The 17,956-nt window shown below is 61.0% G+C and carries 17 protein-coding genes; 8 read left to right on the plus strand and 9 right to left on the minus strand.

The window, feature by feature from the left end; translation table 11 throughout:
* Positions 1-92: 92 nt before the first annotated feature.
* Both LB538_RS05655 and LB538_RS05660 read left to right on the plus strand, forming a co-directional pair.
* Entirely contained in the window at positions 93-1,193 is a 1,101-nt protein-coding gene (locus LB538_RS05655) for a rhamnan synthesis F family protein (protein ID WP_224526279.1), read from the plus strand.
* The gene (locus LB538_RS05660) at positions 1,180-1,911 is read left to right on the plus strand and encodes a hypothetical protein (protein WP_224526275.1); all 732 of its coding nucleotides are present in this window, start codon (positions 1,180-1,182) and stop codon (positions 1,909-1,911) included. Before LB538_RS05655 ends, LB538_RS05660 begins: the two co-directional genes overlap by 14 nt.
* 24 nt (positions 1,912-1,935) lie before the next feature.
* Here the strand turns inward: LB538_RS05660 and LB538_RS05665 are convergent, their stop codons facing one another.
* From LB538_RS05665 to LB538_RS05690, 6 genes are all read right to left on the minus strand, one after another.
* Positions 1,936-2,316: a hypothetical protein gene (locus LB538_RS05665; RefSeq protein WP_224526271.1), complete on the minus strand. Its 381-nt coding sequence runs from the start codon at positions 2,314-2,316 to the stop codon at positions 1,936-1,938.
* Positions 2,306-3,256 carry a WxcM-like domain-containing protein gene (locus LB538_RS05670; RefSeq protein ID WP_224526269.1) on the minus strand — a complete coding sequence of 317 codons (951 nt, stop codon included), beginning with the start codon at positions 3,254-3,256 and terminating at the stop codon, positions 2,306-2,308. Before LB538_RS05670 ends, LB538_RS05665 begins: the two co-directional genes overlap by 11 nt.
* On the minus strand, positions 3,253-4,191 hold the full coding sequence (locus LB538_RS05675; RefSeq protein ID WP_224526267.1) for a glycosyltransferase family 2 protein: 939 nt from the start codon (positions 4,189-4,191) through the stop codon (positions 3,253-3,255). The genes LB538_RS05670 and LB538_RS05675 overlap by 4 nt, the downstream gene beginning before the upstream one ends.
* Positions 4,188-5,318 (minus strand): DegT/DnrJ/EryC1/StrS family aminotransferase, encoded by a 1,131-nt coding sequence (locus LB538_RS05680; protein ID WP_224526265.1) that lies wholly within the window; start codon positions 5,316-5,318, stop codon positions 4,188-4,190. Before LB538_RS05680 ends, LB538_RS05675 begins: the two co-directional genes overlap by 4 nt.
* A 195-nt stretch (positions 5,319-5,513) precedes the next feature.
* The gene (locus LB538_RS05685) at positions 5,514-6,257 is read right to left on the minus strand and encodes an ABC transporter ATP-binding protein (protein WP_224526263.1); all 744 of its coding nucleotides are present in this window, start codon (positions 6,255-6,257) and stop codon (positions 5,514-5,516) included.
* Between the two features lie 7 nt (positions 6,258-6,264).
* On the minus strand, positions 6,265-7,134 hold the full coding sequence (locus tag LB538_RS05690; RefSeq protein WP_224526261.1) for an ABC transporter permease: 870 nt from the start codon (positions 7,132-7,134) through the stop codon (positions 6,265-6,267).
* 316 nt (positions 7,135-7,450) lie between these two features.
* On the opposite strand from LB538_RS05690, the gene LB538_RS05695 reads away from it, so the two are divergent.
* The 3 genes from LB538_RS05695 (at position 7,451) to LB538_RS05705 (ending at position 11,029) form a co-directional block, all read left to right on the plus strand.
* Positions 7,451-9,484, plus strand: coding sequence for a UDP-N-acetylglucosamine 4,6-dehydratase (locus tag LB538_RS05695; protein ID WP_224526259.1), 2,034 nt, complete (start codon positions 7,451-7,453; stop codon positions 9,482-9,484).
* A gap of 93 nt (positions 9,485-9,577) precedes the next feature.
* Positions 9,578-10,489 (plus strand): glycosyltransferase family 2 protein, encoded by a 912-nt coding sequence (locus LB538_RS05700; protein ID WP_318011863.1) that lies wholly within the window; start codon positions 9,578-9,580, stop codon positions 10,487-10,489.
* Positions 10,490-10,492: 3 nt separating this feature from the next.
* Complete coding sequence (locus LB538_RS05705) at positions 10,493-11,029, plus strand: sugar transferase (protein WP_224526257.1); 537 nt, start codon at positions 10,493-10,495, stop codon at positions 11,027-11,029.
* 13 nt (positions 11,030-11,042) lie between these two features.
* Here LB538_RS05705 and LB538_RS05710 read toward each other — a convergent pair whose 3' ends face one another.
* Together LB538_RS05710 and LB538_RS05715 are read right to left on the minus strand one after the other, a co-directional pair.
* Positions 11,043-11,987 (minus strand): NAD-dependent epimerase/dehydratase family protein, encoded by a 945-nt coding sequence (locus LB538_RS05710; RefSeq protein WP_224526255.1) that lies wholly within the window; start codon positions 11,985-11,987, stop codon positions 11,043-11,045.
* The gene (locus LB538_RS05715) at positions 11,984-13,276 is read right to left on the minus strand and encodes an O-antigen ligase family protein (RefSeq protein ID WP_224526252.1); all 1,293 of its coding nucleotides are present in this window, start codon (positions 13,274-13,276) and stop codon (positions 11,984-11,986) included. Before LB538_RS05715 ends, LB538_RS05710 begins: the two co-directional genes overlap by 4 nt.
* Positions 13,277-13,723: 447 nt before the next feature.
* On the opposite strand from LB538_RS05715, the gene cysD reads away from it, so the two are divergent.
* From cysD to cysQ, 3 genes are read left to right on the plus strand one after another with little or no spacing between them, the layout of a single operon-like run.
* Positions 13,724-14,629 carry a sulfate adenylyltransferase subunit CysD gene (cysD, locus tag LB538_RS05720; RefSeq protein ID WP_224707448.1) on the plus strand — a complete coding sequence of 302 codons (906 nt, stop codon included), beginning with the start codon at positions 13,724-13,726 and terminating at the stop codon, positions 14,627-14,629.
* A 2-nt stretch (positions 14,630-14,631) separates the two neighbouring features.
* Positions 14,632-16,569 (plus strand): sulfate adenylyltransferase subunit CysN, encoded by a 1,938-nt coding sequence (cysN, locus tag LB538_RS05725; protein WP_224526250.1) that lies wholly within the window; start codon positions 14,632-14,634, stop codon positions 16,567-16,569.
* A gap of 7 nt (positions 16,570-16,576) precedes the next feature.
* The gene (gene cysQ / locus LB538_RS05730; RefSeq protein ID WP_224526676.1) at positions 16,577-17,356 is read left to right on the plus strand and encodes a 3'(2'),5'-bisphosphate nucleotidase CysQ; all 780 of its coding nucleotides are present in this window, start codon (positions 16,577-16,579) and stop codon (positions 17,354-17,356) included.
* A 118-nt stretch (positions 17,357-17,474) separates the two neighbouring features.
* Here cysQ and LB538_RS05735 read toward each other — a convergent pair whose 3' ends face one another.
* Positions 17,475-17,771, minus strand: coding sequence for a DUF982 domain-containing protein (locus LB538_RS05735; protein WP_140846230.1), 297 nt, complete (start codon positions 17,769-17,771; stop codon positions 17,475-17,477).
* Positions 17,772-17,956 lie beyond the last annotated feature (185 nt).

The following is a 17,956-nucleotide window of genomic DNA, read 5'->3' on the forward strand; positions in this document are numbered from 1 at the left end:
GGGGTTGGGGCTACCGTCGGTATCTGTCCCAGACCGGTATGAACGGCCGATCGCCCCACATGGGGTAGAAGGACCAGGAGGGAAGTTATAACGTGACGAACAAAAATGTCGCCGATCGATTAAAAGAGGCCGCGATTAAGGTTTTTGCGCGATCAATTTTCTACTATCCGAAGGTATTTTCTGCGGTTATTCGTCGATTGTCTGGAAAAGACGGATTTATAACGGAAAGTATTGAAGGAAATCGCCGCTTTGAAAATGGAAAATTTGCTATCTTTTTGATATGGCAGCCGAAAGAACTGTCATGGTATGTAAAAAATGCCCTTGAAGCGCTGGCGGAGGCGGAAGTAAATCTCATCGTGGTAGCTAATCACACGTTAAACGACGCTACCAGGGCAGCGCTTATTTCACAAAGCCGTTGGATTCTGACCAGAGACAATACGGGATTCGATATTGGCGGATTCCAAGACGCAACTCATTTCCTGCGTAAGCATTTTGATGTTGAGCGTCTTATTTATCTGAACGACAGCGTCTACTTCTTCCGAGAAGGCCTGACTGAGATGATCCAGCGGCTGGCGACCTCGAAAGCCGACATCTGCACGGCGTTTGAAAATTGGGAGTTTTTTTATCATATTCAATCGTTTTGCTTCTCTGTGTCGCGGCGGATGTTGGATACTCCCGCTGCTGTTGAGTTCTGGCGGAAATATCTGCCGGTAAATTCGAGAAGATGGGCGATACAAAGGGGAGAGATCGGATTGTCAAAGGCAATAGTGCCCTTTGCCGATGAAATAGATGTTATATACTCACCTAACGAAATTCAGCCTTTTATGAAAGATCTTTCCCTGGGAGAGTTGATTTCGCTTAGCGGATCGCTTCCTTCTGCAATCCGGTTGCGCAGGGAAGATCACAAGGGTGCTCGCGGAAACGAAGTGCAAGGCGATATACTGAATCGCATATCGGGGCGTTCTCAGATTCACACCGGAGGTTTTCTCTACCGAAGGTTTCTAAGATGTCCGCTTCTGAAGCGGGATCTGGTATACCGCTTGCAGTATTCAATCTATGATGTTGAGGCTTGCCTAAGGGACCTAGGGCATGAGGGTCATCTTCATGAAATTTTGTCGGATATGAGACGGAAAGGGGCTGGAACTCAACTGAGCTTTTTGAAAAGAATTCAGTTCAACGATGGAATCATTTAGCGGGGGCGGCATGCTGCGGGGGGCATCGAAACGATTTGAGTGGCTATCTAAACGTAGTCGCCCGTCGGCGCAGGTCGATATCAATCAACTTAGAAACTTCGGAGTCCATATCATCAATAATAGCGTGGCGGGAGGCACTGCGACGATTGTTGTCGTTGGTGCGCCTCGCTCGGGCACTTCCATGGTGGCGGCCACGCTGGATTCCCTTGGAGTTTACCTGGGCGCCCAGGCCGACAAGGCGGTGTTCGAGGACTTGGAATTCGCAGATGCCATTGAAAACGCGCCGGACGAGTTGCCTGCGATGATTGGCCGGTACAACAGCGTCCACAACGTCTGGGGCTTCAAGCGGCCTATGGCCTTCCAAAGTGTTGGAAGCTATCTTCACCTGTTTCGCGAGCCGAGATTGGTTATACCTTTTCGCGATCCAGTCGCCATCGCAAAACGGGAAGAAATCTCGATGGTTTGCGAGTTCCGTGATCAACTGCGCAGAGCAGTCGAACTAAATCTTGAGATTGTGAACCTAATCGAAAAACTCACTGTTCCTGCACTCCTTGTCAGTTATGAGAAAGCGATCTTTCAACCCGCAAGCTTTGTAGCTGCTCTTGCCGATTTCTGCGGCCTGCAGTCGTCAGATCGAGTCAAATCTAGAGCGGTGGACGTAATTCGTAACGGCCCGGAATTATACTTAAAAATGTCTCAGATAAGATTCCCTTTTTAGCTTTAATAGGGGATCTCCATTACCTTACCGTTTCTTACGTAGTATAGATCGGGAGATAGTAAAGTTGAGCGTTGTTGTGATGGCTAGCGTTGCAAAGAACGCCGCCGCTCGGCTTTGCAGCGCTCGTTCGAGAAGATGAAGGGTTACTAAGCCTGCCACAAACACCGCGGCGACCGAGCCGCCGACTGCCAGCCGGTCCGTCAAGCCGGTGCGCCCGCCAGGAAAGACGCGGTCTGGATAGAACGCCATCACGAATGCGAGGCCTACCAGCCAGGCAATCGTGTAGGAAATGCCCGACGACAGGATCGTCAGGCCGGCAAAGTAGACGCCACTCGTCAGCGCGGTGTTCAGTCCTCCCGCAGCAAGAAAACGAAGCGCATCCGAGCCTATCCGGTCAGTGGTCATCCGGCCTGACCGTAGCGAGGAAATCCGAATAGTCCCTGATATAATCGCTTGCATCATATGGATGCGAGGCCATGACCAGCAGGGCGGTATCGGGCTGGAACTTGTATTGGATACCCCATACCCCAGGAGGTAGGTAAAGACCGATCGAGGGATCTGCCAGCGACACTTCCTTTCTGTCGTGACCGTCATCGACGACCACCGACAGGCGGCCATGGGTGGCAATCAGGAATTGGTGGCACTGGCGGTGCGCATGCTCACCCCTGACCTTGTCCGAAGGTACACCGTAGACCAAAAACGACCGCATGGGCTTGAAGGGCAGGTTCTGTCCGAACTCGAGCGGGGCCAGTTCGCCGCGCAGGTCGCTGAAATGCGGCAGCCGCCAGAGCTCACATCCGCCGACGCCGAGCGCCATCCTGTCGCCTGCAGCGCCGGGGGTTGCTTGCGTCATCACAGGCTCGACCTGCGGACCGGTCTGATAGCCAACGATGACGGCCGGATTTCCAACAACCACGGCGTTTGCGGGGACGTTTTTGGTCACTACGGCGCCGGCGCCGATCATCGCCTGGCGGCCAATCGTTATGCCCGGCAGGATCGTTGCGTTGGCGCCGATCGACGCGCCGTCCTCGACGCTCGTCTGGGGGAACGACTCCGGATAGTGTTTCGAACGCGGGAAGCGGTCGTTGGTGAAGGTCGCATTCGGACCAACGAACACGCGATTGCCCAGCCGAATGCCGTCCCATAGCTGAACGCCGCTTTTAATCGTGACGTCATCGCCAACGGTCACGTCGTTTTCGATGAAGACATGATCGCAGATGTTGCAGTTCGCGCCGATCACGGCCCCAGGGAGGACATGGGCAAACGCCCATATGCGCGTTCCATTGCCGACGCGCGTGCTTTCGCAGATCCCGCGGTCATGGACAAAAAATGGTTTGTCGTTCATGCGGACGTCCCGTCGACAATGCGGCTTATTATCCGCAATGGGCGCGATTTGGTATTTTCAACCGCCCGCCAAAGATAACAGCCAAGGATGCCTTGCACCGCGAGGATCGCTGATCCAAACCCCGCGATCAGCAGCACCAGCGTCGTGTATCCGGCCGGGTCGATTTTGCCAAGCAAGCGGGCGACGACGGTGATTGCCGCAAACACAAGACTGAGCACGCAGCCCGCAATTCCTACCCAGAGTATGAAAACGATCGGAAAGTCGGAAAACGAGAAGATCGAGTCCATCATATATCTGAGCCGGCGCCCAATGCCCCAGGCACTCTTCCCATGCTCCCGCTCGCGCCGCCGGTAAGGCACGAACTCCCGTCTGAATCCGACCCAGAACAGCTGAACCACAAGCGAGCTGTTTGGCTCCTCGATTGACAGGATCGCATTGAGCGCCTGGCGGTTGCAGGCAAATATATCGACGCCGCCGCTCGGCATGCTGGGCATAATCAGCCTGCGGTAAACGCTCCAGAAGGCCCGGGACAGGAAACGTGTCAGAAGGGGGTCGTCGCGGCCGGTTCTGCGGCCAAACACGACATCGGCCGTGTCCTTCTCCAACATCGAAAAGAATTCGACAATCAGTTCGGGCGGCTCCTGGAGGTCAGCAGCCATCGCGGCCACATGTTTGCCGGATGCATGCTCAAGCCCCGTCCGAATGGCCGTGAAGGAACCAAAATTCCGGCTGTGGAAGATGATCTTGTACTTGTAGCGGGCGTCCTTCAAAGCCCTGACCAGCAGCCCGCCCGACTGGTCGGGCGACCCGTCGATGACGAAGACAAACTCGATGTCGCCCTCATACATGGCGTCGAAATCGGCGACGGCCTGCAACAGGGAAGGGATGTTCGGCTCATTGCGGTAAATGGGAAAAACCAGAGAGCGCGCAGTCACATTGCCTCCCAGTCGCTGAGGGCCCTGCACACTTGCTCGACCTCATCATTCGTCATGTCCGGGTAGCACGGGACGGAACAGAGACGACTGATGCTTGCCCTGGAGATCGCAAGATTTTCGGTCCCTTTCATGGGCAGGGCAGCCCAACCAACCTGATCGCAATCGAGCACGGGGTAGTGGACATCGGTATCGACGCCGCGCTCTTTCATGAAGGTGCGGAATGCGTCCCGGTCGTCACACAGCAGGACCGCGAGGTGTGCGACGGCGCCATTGCCGCCGTTGAGGAATTTGAGCCGGCGTCCGGTGACGGCCCTAAATCGGCTAACGATGCTGCGGCGTTGTTCGTTGCGGCTGTTCAAGTCCGGAAGGAGCACATCCAAAATAGCGGCCTGGACCTCGTCCATGCGAGAGTTGCGCCCTCCCGGCAGGGCCACATGATATTTGGAACTCCAGCCATATTGATGAAGCTGACGAACGCGGTCCGCCAGTCTTGGGTTGGAGGTGAGGACTGCGCCGCCGTCACCCATCGCGCCAAGATTTTTGGTCGGATAGAAGCTGAAAGTGGCGATGTCCCCAAGTGATCCAGCCGTTTCACCCCTGATGCGAGCACCATGTGCCTGGGCGCAATCCTCGATGACCGGTATGTGCGACATGCCGGCATCGGCAAGTCCTGCCCGGATAGCGGGTACATCGACCACGCCGCCGTAAAGATGGGTGGCGACAATGGCAGCCGTATCGGTGCTCACCGCTTCCAGCACCGACTGGACGCTTGCAAGTTGGCTAGCTGGTTCGATATCGACGTAGTGTGGAATGAGGTCGTTGTGCCAGCACGCGCAACTGGCATAACCCCCGGCATTCGCCGCCACGATCACCTCGCGTCCATGCGCATCGCCAAGCCCGACGATAGAGCGTAAGGCGAGTTCAAGGGCGTCCGTTCCGTTGGCGACGAGGATGCAATCCGAGGCTCCTGCAAACGTCGCAAAGTTCGCTGCGAATCGCTTCCCTGCCGCGCCATTGAGCCACCATCCGGACCGTAGCGTGCTTGCTACTTCGCGCGCGATTTCAACCTCATAGCGCTGGTACAGACGCTTGAGATCATTCATCGGAACGGCATTCGGCTTCATCATCGACAACTCGACAGCGTGTCTTCTTCGTTCCGGCGTGTTCGCCTGCAAAGCATTCGGAAATTCAGATGATTCTAATATAAAACAACCGAGAATACTTGCATCGCGGAAACAGCGGAAGCCAGAACCGCATGCACAACTATTGAGATTCCGGCTCGGTCGCAACAGGCTGGCGTCATTTTGGGGAACGCTCTGGGCCTAGGGGCTGGCCAATGCCCCTTCGGCAGACCTGATCGGGACCGCCGTCAGCGACTCCACTCGACCGCCTTTGAGCGTCAGCCGTTTCGTACACACGCTTTGAATAAGACCTTCGCTGTGGCTCGCCAGAACGATGATGCCTGCCTTTTCGGCCAGTTCGTCCATGCGCCTCTTGGCTTTTTCCTGAAAAGAAGCATCACCTGCCCCGATCCATTCGTCCATCAGCAGGATTTCCGGTTCAAGCGCTGTCGCCACCGAAAAAGCGAGCCGCGCCGCCATACCCTGGCTGTAGGCCTTGAATGGAAGGTCGATGAAATCGCCGAGCTCGCTGAAGGCAATGATGTCTTCCATCTTTTCTTCGATCTCGGCTTCCGACCATCCGTTGATCAAGCCTCGCAATACGATGTTCCGGCGGCCCGTCGCTTCGCGGCGAAATCCGATGTTGATGTTGAAAAGAGCATCGACCTTACCTTCGATCGCGACGCTCCCTCCGGAAGGCTCGTAGATGCCGTAGAGGACCTTCAGCAGTGTGGTCTTCCCAGCTCCGTTCGGACCTACAAGGCCAAGCCGGTCGCCGGCCTTCAGTTCGAAACCGACGCCGTCGAGCGCCTGAACGAACTGCTTTCGGCCAGAACCTTCAATTCTTCCGCCTGTCGGGCCCAAACGCCGATCCCGCGCCGAAAGCGTCAATTTTTCGTGCAGCTTGTAGACCAGGCTGACGTTGTCCAGTTTTATGGAAACCATCACAAACTCAAATCAAAAAGACGACCTGGCGGCGATATCTGCCAAGCAACAGCAGCGCGATCGCCCACATAAACAAGGCTACCATGCCTGTAACGGCGAAGGCATTACTCGGAAACTGACCGCTCAGGATTGGGGTGCGTGCAACGTCCAGAAAGTAGGCGAACGGATTCCATTGATACGCATACCTTTGGATGGCGTCTTGCCCATTATAAACCCAGAACACGGGTGTGAAGAACATTCCAACGCGCATCAGATTGCCGACGATGAATTCGCTGTCCGGGAAGAATGCGCCGGTAAACGCAAAGACTGTGATGAGAGCCGGTGTGGCCAACAAGATCAGGAGAAGCCCCATAAGCGACCACAGCCACGCCATCGTTGGCCCCGAGCCACTCAGCAATAGAATGACAATGCAACCTGCAATCGCGTATCCGGCTCTGATCGCAGATTGCACGGTCAATCGCATCACATAGACAAACAGTGGAAGCGTCGTGCCTTCGATGAAGCTCTCCTCGCGCTTGAAGAGCGACACGCTCAGCGAGATAACCTCCATCAGGAAGAACCACACCATCAAGCCAATCGCCACGTAAGCGGAATAGCCGGCGGCATCCTTGCCCGCAGGCTGGAACACGAAGACGAAAGTGCCGACGAAGGCAAGATAGTTCACCAGCAACCAGAGCGGCCCGAGCGTGGTGCGCCGATGCTGATCTCCGATATCTTCATGGGCCAGGGCGATCCATACCCTTCGCAGCTTCATGGCCCTGAATATGTCGTCGAAGGCGCCGTTCAGTGCCGAAATCATCGTTGTGGTGCCACAGCTATTGTTCTGGTGATTTGTCCCTCGCCCCTCACGTCCGCCGTGCACCTCTTTCATGGCCATTGCGACAAGCTTATGGCAGCGTGCTGCGGCTTAGTGAAGCCGGATCGTCACATCGTGACATTTATTAGCTCCCCCTGTTAGGTGCCTGACAGTTCTCTGAACGACTGGCAATCCAGCCTGAGTTATTGCGGCTTCAAGTCAAATCATCCGCACAATCGAATATCGCCCAAAAAACCTCTAGCCCTCCCGCCCTCTCCGCGCTAAGGCGGTAACCGGGTGACGGGGTTGGGGATTGCAATCTGAAGTGGCGGTGGGCGATGTGTTTTGTCCGCGGCCGTTCTGATAGTATCACCGCGCCTGGAGTCAGTACTGCCCAATGACCGCATACGTAGAAGCCGTATCGGAACTCCGACCGAGGATGCGGCGCGCCATCATCATGGTCCAGGATCTCGTCATGGTCCTGGTCGCGGTGGCGCTTAGTCTCATCCTGTCGCAGTCGCGGCTTTCCTTCGACGCGTTCTCCGTCGGCGGGCTGGCCTGCTGGGCGCTCATCGTGCTCATCGCCCATCTGCTGTTCCGATCCAGCGGCCTCTATAACACCGTCTGGCGCTTTGCCTCCACACCCGACTTCTTCAACATCCTCAAGGGCTGCGGCAGCCTGACGGTGGTGCTCTATCTGGCCTCGCTTGCCTTCCGCTTCTTCTTCCAGCCGGTCGCCGGCCTCAACGAGCGCCAGTTCATCGTCTTCTTTCTGGTCTCCTTCACCATCATCTCGGCGCCCAGGCTCTATTATCGCTTCCTGCGCGACGGCGCGAGCTGGCGCATCCTGCGCCGCGCCGCCGGCGATGCCTCGACCAAGCAGGCGCTGTTCATCGGCCGGCTGGGCGAGGCGGATCTGATCGTGCGCTTCACCCGCACGGCTCAGCCCGCCGAATACGCCATCGCCGGCATCATGGCCACCGAGAGCGCCGCGCCGCTCGGCACGCGGATCCAGGGCGTTCCGGTCGTGGCGCTGCGACCGCGCCTGGTCGAGGTGCTGGAAGACTATGTCAAAGGCACGCAAAGCCTCGACCTCCTGATCTTCGGCCAGGGGGTCGAGCGCGAGATCGAAGACTATGCCGAGCTGGTGCGCGTCGCCCGCCACAGCGGCATCGCCGTCGTCCAGTTTGCCGGCCTGTCGGAACTGGGCCAGGGCGGCAAGCTGGTTCTCGATGCCGTCGAGATGGAAACCATCATGCGCCGTTCGGCGGTCGCCACCGATACCACGCGCATCAGCGCCTTCCTCGGCGGCAAGCGCGTGATGGTCACCGGCGGCGCCGGCTCCATCGGCCGCGTGCTCGTCAAGCGCGCGCTAGAGCTGGGCGCCGAGGCGGTGCTGGTGGCCGACAATTCCGAATTCGGCATTTTCCAGCTCGATCAGCAGACCGACGACGCCGACCGCGACCGGCTGACCAGCCGCATCGTCGACGTCGCCGACCGGCCTCACATGACGCGCCTCGTCAGCGAGTTCAAACCCGCGATTATCTTTCATGCCGCGGCGCTGAAGCATGTGCCGCTGCTCGAGGAGAATTGGGAAGCGGCGATCGAGACCAATGTCTTCGGCACGCTCGCCTGCGCCGAAATCGCCGCCGAATGCGGCGTGCCACAGTTCCTGCTGATTTCCAGCGACAAGGCCGTCGACCCGACCTCGGTGCTGGGCGTCACCAAGCGTGCGGCCGAACAGATCGTGTCCTCGCTGCATGAGGCCCAGGCGGCCTCGCCGCCGCCGCGTGCCGGCGCGGCGAACGGCCCTGCCGGCCCCGCCGATCTGCGTCATTCGGGCACGAAATTCATCGCCGTGCGCTTCGGCAACGTCTTCGGCTCCAACGGCTCGGTGGCGACCGTCTTCCAGGCGCAGATCGAGGCCGGCGGGCCGGTCACCATCACCGACCGGCGCATGACCCGCTATTTCATGACCATGGCCGAGGCCGTCGACCTCGTCATTATGTCGGCCGCCGATGCCGAGCAGCGCCAGGGCAAGGACGACTACGCCATCTACATGCTCGACATGGGCGAGCCGGTGCCGATCCTCGAAGTCGCCGAAACCATGATCCGCATGGCGGGCAAAAGTCCCTATACCGATATTCCGATCCGCTTCACCGGCATCAGGCCCGGCGAGAAGCTGCACGAGACGCTGCACGCCGAGAACGAGGAGGTGGTCAAGCTCGACACCGCCAAGATCTTCGGTCTCAGGACCGGCGTCGTCGAATGGCCGAGGATCGAGGCGGCCCTGCCGGCGCTGGCGGCCGCGATGCAAGCTCGCGACAAGGCCGCGGCACTTGCCATCCTGGCCGGGCTCTACCGGGCGGAAGAAGACATGGGCGGCGTGCGCGAAGAGGCGGTGCCGAAAGCGGCCGGGCAGGTCGGTTAAAACTTTGCCGCAGGCCCGCAATTAGCTATTGAAAACCTTTCAAGCACCTCGCGGGCAAGTGATTCCAAAGCCGTGACCAGAAAAGATCAGCGCGTGGCCGTTCTCATGGGCACGAAGGATGGCGCGGCCTATATCGGCGAACAATTGGAATCCTTGGCTACGCAATCCTGGCCGCTCGTCGATCTCTGGGTTTCCGACGACGGCTCGTCGGACGCCACGGCCGCGATCGTCGAGGCGTGGCGATCCCGCTGGACCAAGGGGTCGCTGACACTTTTACAGGGCCCGCGAAGGGGCTTCGCCGCCAATTTCCGCTCCATGATCCTCGATCCGCGCATCGATGCCGACTGCTACGCGTTTTGCGACCAGGACGATGTCTGGGAGCCGGATCGGCTGGAGGCCGCCATCCGCTGGATGGAGGGAGAGGACATGGAAACGCCGCTCCTGTTCTGCTCGCGCACGGCGACTATCTCCGAGGCCGGCGCTCCGGCCGGCTACTCGCCGCTCTTTCGCCGCCCGCCGTCCTTCCGCAACGCGCTGGTGCAAAGCATCGCCGGCGGCAACACCATGCTCTTCAACCGCAAGGCGCGCGACCTTCTGGCGAAAGCGTCGGCCAGAACCGAATTCGTCAGCCATGACTGGTGGGCCTATCTCATCGTCACCGCCGCCGGCGGCAAGGTCCGCTACGAGCCGCGGCCGCTGGTCAGATACCGCCAGCACGCGGCAAACCTCGTCGGCGCCAACGTTTCATGGAAAGCGAGGTTTTCGAGGCTGGGCCGTCTGTTCAAGGGCCAGTTCGCCACCTGGACGGACACCAATCTGCGCGGCCTAGCCGTCAACCGGGACCTCATCGCGCGCGATGCAGCGCTTTGCCTTCGCCTGTTCATCAGGGCGCGCAAGGGCAATATCTTCAGGCGCTTCGGCCTGCTCGGCAAAAGCGGTGTCTACCGGCAGACATTCATGGGCACGGTCGGGCTCTATGTCGCTTTCCTCTGGCGCCGGATCTGAGCCATGACGGCAAAGCGCGCGCTCGACCTGGCGGTCGCCGTTCCGATGCTGGCGCTGGCGTCGCCCGTCCTGCTTGTCGCGATGCTGGCGATCCGGGCGACGTCGGCCGGCCCCGCCGTCTTCTCGCAGATCCGCGTCGGCCGGGGAGGAGCCCTCTTCGCCTGCCACAAGCTGCGCACCATGTATCGGGAAACCCCTTCCTTGCCCACCCACGAGGCGCCGTCCGGTTCGGTCACCGCGGTCGGCAAGGTTCTGCGCGCAACCAAGATCGACGAACTGCCGCAGCTCTGGAACGTGCTGAAGGGCGAGATGAGTCTTGTGGGTCCTCGTCCATGCCTGCCGACGCAGGCGGAGCTGATCGAACGGCGCAAGGAACTGGGCGTGCTGGCAGCACTTCCGGGCATCACAGGGCTGGCGCAGGTCAAGGGCATCGACATGTCCGATCCAAGACTTTGCGCGGAAACCGATGCGGCCTACGTCAAGGCCGCCTCGACCGGCCTGGACCTCAAGATATTGCTGGGCACGCTCTTCCGCACATAGAGCGTTTCACCGCTCACGGAAGCGGCGAACGGCTCCTCTGTCGCGCCAGTTCTTCAAGCCGGCCGAGTGTGTCGGCCTCCCGTTCCCAGCCTTCCGACGCAAGCAAAGACGAATCACAGACCTGCGTCGCCACCAGAGCTTGCCACGCGGCCCGTCTGCCGCTGAGCGTGGCCAGCATTCGGAACGGCCAGGCCGGCACGGGAAGAAGCCGGGCCGGCCGGCCACATCCGCGCCGGAACGCGGTGACGATTTCGGACACCGCAACCGGCGAAGCATCGCCCAGCACATAAGTTGGGAGCGGCGCCGTGGGACGGCTCAAAAGATGCGTCACGGCGCCGGCCACGGCGTCATGCGAGACGAGCGAACGAACCGCCGTCAGAGCGGCTGTCGGCAGCGGCAGGCCGGTGGCGGCCAACCGCATCAGCCCGCGCAGATTTCCCTTCATGCCTTCGCCATAGGCCGGCGCCAACCGCAGCGCCGTCGCGCCGGCGCATCCGGCCGTTGCAAAAGCCTCCAGCATTGCGATCTCGCCTTCGCGCTTGGAGCGCCCGTAAGCGCATTGCGGGGCAGGGGGCGTGGCCTCGTCGATCCTGCCGCTGAACCTTGCCCCCACCACGGCGCGAATCGAGGAGAGATAGACGAAGCGCCCGTCGATACGCGTGGCCGCCGCTTGGGCCAGCCGTCCGGTCAGCGTCGCGTTGACCGCTCGCAAGTCGGCCGCGCCGGCGCTGCGGTTATTATTGACCGCCGCGCAGTGGACGACATGCGTCACGTCACGCACCAGGGCCAGAAAGGCCTCCTGCGGTGCATCGGTACCGGGCAGCGCGACGGCATCGTCCTCGCCTGCCAGCCGCTGCGGCAGGCGCGATGCGATCCGTATGTCGAATCCGGCCTCGCCCAACCGGCTGACGATCCGGCGTCCAATGAAGCCCGTCGCGCCGGTGACCAGGACCTTCATGGTTGCGGGCTGGCGCCCGGCGCCATGGTGGGCGCGCTTTTTCCGGTCGGTTCTATCGTCCGTCCGGAAGCGAGGTAGGTTCCCGAGATCAGGAACACCATCAGCGTCGCGTCCAGGATATCGTGACCGACCAGGATTCCGGCCATTCCGCCGGTGAGATAGGTGATGACGGCGACCAGGATCATCGTCGCGCCGAACCTCTCCACCGGATCGGCGCTGCGGCGCAGCGTCCGTGCCGCGTTCCGTGCGGCAACGACGAAGATCGACGCCAGGGCCAATGCCCCCAGCAGGCCGGCCTCGACCAGCGCCGTCAGGAAGCCGTTGTGGAAATGGCTGAAACCCTGCTGTAGGCCGAACTGGTCCTGCAAGCCGTGCTTCATCAGCGCCCGGCTCGCCGAGATGCCGTGGCCGAAAATCGGCATCTCGCGAAACGCGGCAAAACCGATTTCCCACATCGCTACGCGCAAGCCGAGCGCGGTCGAATGGTCGCCATTGACATTCAGCGCATCCCAGTCGCTGACCAGGAAATCGGCCCGGTCCAGGATGACGCGAGAGCCGATGGCGGCAATCACAAGGGCGACCACGACGCCGATCGCCACGAAGCGCGCCACGCTGGCGCCGGTGAACCGGCGGCGGTTGATGAGGAGCACGACGATGCCAGCAATCGGCACGGCTACCCAGATCATGCGCGATCCCGAATAGACGATCGCCAGGGCTCCGGCTATCGCTGCCAGGACCAGCAGCTTCCATCGTTTCTCGATGCCTGACAGCGCGCCGGCAAGGCATGTCATGGCGGCAAGGCACGTGACGGTAGCGAAGACGATCGGATTGCCGGCGCCGCCCTCCGCCCTCACACCGAGCCGGTGGGACTGGAACACGGCCATCGCCAGCGCGCCGAAGCAGGCCGCAGAGCTGGCCAGAATGGCAATGCGTGCCAGCGCGGTCTTCTCGGTGATGCTCCACGTCGAATAGGAGAGGGGGAAAAGCAGGAAGGTGATCAACGGCAGGAAGAACCGCAAATCAGCAGCCAGCGTGCCGTTGACGATCGAAGCGAGAACCATCGCCGCGCAATAGGCATAGATCGCCGCCGTGACGGCGAGCATCGGCCGGTCGATATTGAAGCGTCGCCGCTTCGCGGCCACCAGCATCGCCGACCACACGCCACCGGCATTGAAGGCGATGCTGACCAGCGATCCAAGCACCGGCGGCGAAAAAAAGCAGACGATCGAGAAATAGATGTTGATCTGTGCGGGCGTGAGGTGGCGCCGGAGCGTTGTAGACGGGTTCAAATGCTTCGCTTCGCAATTTTCCAGGTTGCGCCCGGATCCATCGAGCCAGCCAAAGGCCGCCTCGCCGGTCTCCGTTTGCCGCGCCTTGCCCGTTCCCCGAGCCCATATAGCGGCTGGCGCCGATCCGCGATAGTGCGGTCGACAATGTCGCGACAGAAATCCCCTGGTCCGGTCAGGATCGGGAGCTGTCTGGACACCACGGCTTTTCCCCGCTCGGCGTTTTCAATGACTCCGGCAGGATTTTCCGCTTTGCCGGCCTTGCTTGGAAAATTCGTTCTCCAATCACCGCGCGCCGTGTGGGTCTTGCATTGTTATCGGCGGCGCCGATCTGTTAGAACGCCCGCACGAAACAGTTTGTCCGAAGTGAAATCTGCGCCTGGGCGGCATCGGATTGCCCCTGCGATGCAAGATTTCCGCTCCACGGCACGAGAGAACGCTCGACGCTCCATGAATATCGCGCTCACGCATCTGCAGCGGCTCGAGGCCGAATCCATCCACATCTTCCGCGAGGTCGCGGCGTCTTTCTCCAAGCCGGTGATGCTCTATTCGGTCGGCAAGGATTCCTCGGTGCTGATGCATCTGGCGATGAAGGCCTTCTATCCGGCCAAGCCGCCTTTCCCGTTCCTGCATGTCGACACCACCTGGAAATTCCGCGAGATGATCGCCTTTCGCGATCAGATGGCGCAGAAGCTAGGCTTCGACCTTTTGGTCCACGTCAACGAGGACGGCGTGCGCGACGGCATCAATCCCTTCGACCATGGTTCCAACACCCACACCCATGTCATGAAGACGGTGGCGCTGCGCCAGGCGCTCGACAAATATGGCTTCGACGCGGCGTTCGGCGGCGCCCGTCGCGACGAGGAGAAGTCGCGCGCCAAGGAGCGCATCTTTTCCTTCCGCAACGCCCAGCATGCGTGGGACCCGAAGAACCAGCGGCCGGAAATGTGGAAGATCTTCAACACCCGCATCGCGCCGGGCGAATCGATCCGCGTCTTTCCGCTGTCCAACTGGACTGAGCTCGATATCTGGCAGTACATCCTGCAGGAGAACATCCCGATCGTGCCGCTCTATTTCGCCAAAGAGCGGCCGGTGGTCGAGCGCGACGGCATGCTCATCATGAAGGATGACGACCGCATGCAACTGCATCCCGGCGAGGCGGTCGAGAACCGCCTGGTGCGCTTCCGCACGCTGGGCTGCTATCCGCTGACCGGCGCGATCGAGTCGGATGCCGACACGCTGGAAGCCATCGTCGGCGAGATGCTGACCGCACGCACCTCCGAGCGCCAGGGCCGCCTTATCGACCGCGACGAGGCAGGCTCCATGGAAAAGAAGAAGCGCGAAGGGTATTTCTGATAATGCGCCACATGATGGCCAAGAGCCTCGCCCCGACCGATTCGATCCGCGACTACATGGCCGCGCAGGAGAAGAAGTCACTGCTGCGCTTTCTCACCTGCGGCTCGGTCGACGACGGCAAGTCGACGCTGATCGGCCGGCTGCTCTCCGACACCAAGCAGATATTCGAGGACCAGCTCGCCGCGCTCGAAAAGGATTCGCGCAAGCACGGCACCACCGGCGACGACATCGACTTCGCGCTGCTGGTCGACGGGCTGGAGGCTGAGCGCGAGCAAGGCATCACCATCGATGTCGCTTACCGCTTCTTCGCCACGCCGAAGCGCAAGTTCATCGTCGCCGACACGCCCGGTCATGAGCAGTACACGCGCAACATGGCGACCGGCGCCTCGACAGCCGATCTCGCGATCGTGCTGATCGATGCGCGCCAGGGCGTGCTTCGCCAGACCCGGCGTCACTCCATCATCGCCTCGCTGCTCGGCATCCGGCATATCGTGCTTGCGGTCAACAAGATCGACCTCGTCGACTTCGACAAGACCGTGTTCGACCGGATCGTCGCCGACTACGGCGAATTCGCCAAGGAACTGGGCTTCATGAGCGTCGCGCCGATCCCGATGTCGGCGCGCTTTGGCGACAACGTCACCAGCCGCTCGGAGCGCACGTCCTGGTATTCCGGGCCGTCGCTGATCGAGCATCTGGAAACCGTGTCTGTCGACGAGGCCGCCGTCGAGCTGCCGTTTCGCTTCCCCGTCCAGTATGTGAACCGTCCGAACCTCGATTTCCGCGGCTTTGCCGGCACCATCGCCTCGGGCACCGTCTCTGAAGGAGACGAGGTCGTCGTCGCGAAATCCGGCAAGGCGTCCCGGGTCAAGCGCATCGTCGCGCAAGGCGGCGACCTCGAGCAGGCGGTCGCTGGCCAGGCGATCACGCTCGTCCTCGAGGACGAAGTGGAGGTGTCGCGCGGCAATATGCTGGTGTCGCCGGCCGCGCGTCCGCAGGTCGCCGACCAGTTCGCCGCAAACATCGTCTGGTTCGACGAGCAGGCGCTGCTGCCCGGCCGCTCCTACATCCTGCGCACCGAAACCGACCAGGTGAGCGCGACCGTCACCGACCTGAAATACCGCGTCAACGTCAACGATTTCGCGCATGAGGCGGCGAAGTCGCTCGACATCAACGAGGTCGGCGTCTGCAACCTGTCGACGCGCGCGCCGATCGCTTTCGATCCCTTCGCCGAGAACCGCACCACCGGCGCCTTCATCCTGATCGACCGCATCACCAACGCCACCGTCGGCGCCGGCATGATCCTGCATTCGCTGCGCCGTGCCGAAAACATCCACTGGCAGTCGCTCGATGTCGGCAAGCGCGGCCGCTCCGACCTGAAGAACCAGCGCCCGGCCGTGTTCTGGTTCACCGGACTCTCCGGCTCAGGCAAGTCGACCATCGCCAATTTGTTCGAGAAGAAGCTGTTCGCGTCCGGCCGCCACACCTACATCCTCGACGGCGACAATGTCCGCCACGGCCTCAACCGCGATCTCGGCTTCACCGACGCCGATCGTGTGGAAAACATCCGCCGCGTCGCCGAGGTGGCCAAGCTGATGGCCGATGCCGGCTTGATCGTCATCGTCTCCTTCATCTCGCCCTTCAGCGCCGAACGGCGCATGGCGCGCGAACTGATGGCCGAGGGCGAGTTCGTCGAGGTGTTCGTCGACACCCCGTTCGAGGAATGCGCCCGCCGCGATCCAAAGGGTCTCTACGCGCGCGCCTTGAGCGGCGAGATCAAGAATTTCACCGGCGTCGATTCCCCCTATGAGGCGCCGGAGAACCCGGAAATACACCTGAAGACTCTGGGCAGGAGCCCGCAGGAGATGGCGGAAGCCTTGGAACACTGGCTGACCGAGCGCGACATTGCCGAGGAGCAGTATGACAATGGCGGCGGTATCTGACGAGGCGATGCTCGGCGTCTTCGAGCGCCTGGCGCTCGAGGCCGGGCGCGTGGTGATGCGCGTCTTCCATGAAGGCTGCGCCGTCGACAGCAAGGCCGATTCTTCGCCGGTAACGGAAGCCGACCGCGAAAGCGAGAAGATCATCCTGGCCGGCCTGCGCGCCGCCTATCCGGACATCCCCTGCGTGGCCGAGGAGGAGGTCGCAGCGGGAATTGCAACGCCCGATCTCGACGGCGCCTTCTTCCTGATCGATCCGCTCGACGGCACCAAGGAATTCGTCAACCGCCGCACCGATTTCACCGTCAACATCGCGCTGGTCCGCCACGGCGTGCCGGAAGTCGGCGTCGTTTTCGCGCCGTGCACGGGACGCTTTTTCTCCGGGCGACCCGGCAAGGCCGAGGCGCTGGAGGTCGATGCCGACTATCGCATCGCCGGCCGCCGGCCGATCACGGTGCGGGCAGGGGGCACGCCGCTCGCCGTCGTCGCCAGCCGCTCGCACAACACGCCGGAAACCGAGGAATTCATCCGCGATCTCGGCGCCGCGGAGATCGTCTCGATCGGCTCGTCATTGAAATTCTGCCTGCTCGCCGCGGCGGAAGCCGACGTCTATCCGCGCTTCGGCCGCACCATGGAATGGGACACGGCCGCCGGCGACGCAGTGCTGCGCGCCGCCGGCGGCATGACGCGCACGCTGGACGGCCAGCCGCTCGTCTACGGCAAGCGCAACCAGGCTAGCGACGGCGATTTCGCCAATCCGCATTTCATTGCGCGAGGGAAGGGCGCGTAGCCTCGCCGCTTGAGGGGGGAGGGCCGGCAGGTCAGAAGGGGATCGGCGCCCAGGTTTGCGTTTCGCTCCGGCGCGATTCGTCGCAAGCTGCGCCTGACGAGGAGGCCTTTCGCACCCCTTACAAGAGGTCTGCGTTGCTGATCTTTGGCCCAGTCATCCACGGCGGTGCTGTGGGCACGTCCTCGATGACGCCAACCTTGCGGGCCCAAGTCGTAAAGGCCTTGTGCGCGGCCTCGACTGGTTTCCGACCGTCATAGGCCGAGTAGCACGCCTCGCAGGCCGCCGCGTGAAGCAGGCCGCGTCTCTCCACAGGCCATTCTTCCAAAAACTCAATGGCATCCATCACGCAGTCGATCTTTTGGATGTAGCCATTCTCCCCTACGAAAACTGACTGCTTGAAAGCATCACTTTCCATAGTGACCTCCCTTCAACAACTGACCCCGTTGGTCATTTCCGCAGATGCACCGCTAAATTCGAACACCTGCACGACCGGCTGGAGACAAGAGAAAAGATTGGAAGCAGCTCTTCTCAGTTCAAGGGGAGCCTGCGAGACATCACCAGCAGCACCTGGATGCTACAGTGAGCATCGATAGCAGGCCC

This window comes from Mesorhizobium sp. Ca11 (assembly GCF_020165275.1).
Lineage (GTDB): Bacteria > Pseudomonadota > Alphaproteobacteria > Rhizobiales > Rhizobiaceae > Mesorhizobium.